Source organism: Methylibium sp. T29-B (assembly GCF_000576225.1).
In the GTDB taxonomy this organism is placed as follows: Bacteria; Pseudomonadota; Gammaproteobacteria; order Burkholderiales; family Burkholderiaceae_C; genus Methylibium; species Methylibium petroleiphilum.
In genome coordinates, this window is the sequence record NZ_AZSN01000256.1 from 1 (window position 1) to 3,270 (window position 3,270).

Annotated in this window: 3 protein-coding genes and 1 pseudogene; all 4 read left to right on the forward strand. The window is 71.0% G+C overall.

Going from position 1 to position 3,270, the window contains the following annotated elements:
- Positions 1-361 (forward strand): FAD-dependent monooxygenase (locus Y694_RS20660; RefSeq protein ID WP_036236100.1); only part of this gene is annotated, 361 nt, incomplete at its 5' end.
- Between the two features lie 34 nt (positions 362-395).
- Positions 396-1,135: pseudogene (locus Y694_RS20665) on the forward strand (DsbC family protein).
- A 164-nt stretch (positions 1,136-1,299) separates the two neighbouring features.
- Complete coding sequence (locus Y694_RS20670) at positions 1,300-1,668, forward strand: DUF3429 domain-containing protein (RefSeq protein ID WP_231497813.1); 369 nt, start codon at positions 1,300-1,302, stop codon at positions 1,666-1,668.
- Between the two features lie 37 nt (positions 1,669-1,705).
- Positions 1,706-3,270, forward strand: a 1,565-nt coding sequence (locus Y694_RS20675; protein WP_036236105.1) for a M61 family metallopeptidase, incomplete at its 3' end; no start/stop codon positions are given.

Below are 3,270 nucleotides of genomic sequence, written 5' to 3' on the forward strand. Positions count from 1 at the left end.
CGCGACGCGCTGGCACGGCCCCGGCTGGGTGCTGCTGGGCGACGCCGCCCACGTGGTGCATCCGCTGGCCGGCCAGGGCCTGAACCTGGGGCTGGCCGATGTCGACACGCTGTGCGCGGTGATCGCCGAGCGCCAGCAGCGCGAGGCCTGGCGTTCGCTGGGCGACGAACGGCTGCTGGCGCGCTACGCCCGCCGCCGCGCCGCGCCCACCTGGGCGATGGGCCGCGTGACCGACGGCCTGCTGCAACTTTTTGCCCACGAGAGCACCCCGGTGAAGGAACTCCGCAACCGCGGCCTGACTCTCGTGAATCACCTGCCGGGGCTCAAGCGCTGGCTCACCGACCGCGCGTTGCGGGGCTGACGCCCCTCCCGACCCGCGCGCACCGAGGATCACCATGAAGTTCAAGACAGCCGCGCTGGCGGCGGCAACGGTCGCAGCCATCGCCACCACCCTCGCGTTGACGGCCGTGGCCCAGGTGCCGCAGGAGGCGGCGATCCGCAAGGCGCTCGGCGAGCGCCTGAACAGCAGCGCGAAGATCGACGAGGTCAACAAGGCCCCGATCGCCGGCCTGTTCGAGGTGCGCATCGGCAACGACGTCTTCTACACCGACGCGAGGGCGCCTACCTGATCCGCGGCGAGATCCTCGACCTGAAGACCAAGCGCAACCTGACCGAGGAGCGCGTCGCCAAGCTCACCGCGATCGACTTCGCCTCGCTGCCGCTGAAGGACGCGGTGGTGTGGAAGACCGGCAGTGGCGCGCGCAAGATCGCTGTCTTCGCCGACCCGAACTGCGGCTACTGCAAGCGCTTCGAGAAGGAGCTCTCGAACGTCAAGGACCTGACGGTCTACACCTTCCTGCTGCCCATCCTGGGCGGCGATTCGCCGGACAAGGCGAACGCGATCTGGTGCGCCAAGGACGCCTCGGTGGCGTGGCGTGCGTGGATGGTCGACGGCGTGCAGCCGCCCAAGCTGCTGGGCGCCTGTGCGTCGCCGGTGGAGCGCAATGTCGAGCTGAGCCGCAAGCACCGGGTCAACGGCACGCCGGCCATCGTGTTCGAGGACGGCACCCGCGTGCCGGGCATGCTGACGGCGCCGCAGCTCGAGAAGCAGCTCGCCGGCATCGGCAAGTCCTGAGCCGGGCGAGCGGAGTGCCGCAGCGCGCGTGCGCGGCTGCGGCGACAATCCGCCCGCGCTCCGAACTTCCTTGATGGCCCCGTGGGATCCGCCTCTTCCGCCGACGTCAACCTGCCGCCGCACCCGCTGGCACTGCGCCTCGCTATGCCGGCCTGATCCCCTTCGTGCTCGGCGCGCTGCTGACATGGCTGGTGCGGCCCGATGCGCACCCCTACGTGACCGATGCGCTGGCCAAGTACGCGGCGCTGATCGTGTCCTTCCTGGGGGGCGTGCACTGGGGTCTGGGCCTGCGGCAGCGGGTGCCCTCGCCGAGCCGGTTCGCCTGGGCCGTGCTGCCGATGCTGCTGGCCTGGATCGCGGTGGTGATGCCGCCGTACGCCGGCCTTGCGCTGCTCGGTGCGCTGCTGGTGGTCTGCTACCTCGTCGATCGCCGCATCTACCCGGCCCACGGCCTGGGAGCCTGGCTGGTGCTGCGCTTCCGGCTCAGCGCAGTCGCCAGCCTCGGCTGCTTCATCGCCGCGGCCGGCAGCTGACGCCCGCCTCTCATCTCCTTCCGGAACCGAGTTCTCGATGATCCGTTACCGCCTCGAGGTGGCCGACGCCCTGGCCCACCAGTTCCGCGTCACCCTCACCATCGCGCAGCCGGCCGAAGAGCAGGCGCTGAGCCTGCCGGTGTGGATTCCTGGCAGCTACCTGGTGCGGGAGTTCGCCCGCCACCTGTCCCAGCTCGAGGCGCGCCAGGGCGATCGCACCGTGCCCCTGATCCAGAGCGACAAGGCCGGCTGGGTGGCGCACTGCCGCGGCCGTGGCGCGCTGGTGGTGAGCTACGTGGTCTACGCCTTCGACACCTCGGTGCGTGCGGCCTACCTCGATGCCAGGCGCGGCTTCTTCAACGGCACCGGCGTGTTCCTGCGCGTGCACGGACGCGAGCACGAGCCGCACCGGCTGCGGATCGCCGGGCTGCCCAGGGGCTGGCAGGTCGCAACAGCGCTGCCGCTCGCCGGCGCGGACCACGAGGCGGCCGGCTACGACGAACTGGTCGACCACCCGGTGGAGCTGGGCCGCTTCTGGCGCGGCAGCTTCAAGGCGGCGGGGGTGCCGCACGAGTTCATCGTGGCCGGAGTGCTGCCCAGCTTCGACGGCGAGCGCCTGCTGGCCGACACCCGGCGCATCTGCGAGGCGCAGATCGCCTTCTGGCACGGCGGCAAGAAGCCGCCGTTCAAGCGCTACGTCTTTCTGCTCAACGCGGTGGACGACGGCTACGGCGGCCTGGAGCACCGCGCCAGCACCGCGCTGATCGCCAACCGCCGCGACCTGCCGCGCAACGGCATGAAGTCGGCGCCCGACGGCTACGTGACGTTGCTGGGCCTGATCAGCCACGAGTACTTCCACACCTGGAACGTCAAGCGGATGCGGCCGCGCGACTTCGAGTGCTACGACTACACGCGCGAGAACTACACCGAGCTGCTGTGGTTCTTCGAGGGCTTCACGTCCTACTACGACGACCTGGTGCTGCGGCGTACCGGCCTGATCGACGAGGCACGCTACCTCAAGCTGCTGGCCAAGACCGTCAACAACGTGCGCGGCACGCCGGGGCGCACGGTGCAGAGCGTGGCCGAGGCGAGCTTCGACGCCTGGGTCAAGTACTACCGGCCCGACGAGAACACCGTCAACGCCACGGTCAGCTACTACACCAAGGGCTCGCTGGTCGCGCTGGCGCTCGACCTGACGCTGCGCAGCGAGGGCGCCGGCACGCTCGACGACGTGATGCGCGGCCTGTGGGCGCGCAGTGGCGGCGGGCCGATCACCGAGACCGACATCGCCGCGGTGCTGGCCGAGGTCGGTGGCCGCTCGCTGGCGAGCGAATTGGCCGCCTGGGTGCACGGCACCGGCGAACTGCCGCTGCAGCCGCTGCTGGCGAAGTTCGGCGTGGCCTGGAGCGAAGAGCTGCCCGTGCTGGCGCAGCGGCTCGGGGCGCGGCTCAGCGACAGCGGCGGCCTGCTGAAACTGCAGTCGGTCCTGCGCGGCGGCGCGGCCGAGCGCGCCGGGCTGGCGGCCGGCGACGAGCTGGTGGCACTCGACGGCTGGCGCCTCAAGCGCATCGACGACCTGAGTGCCCTGCAGGCCTGCGAGCG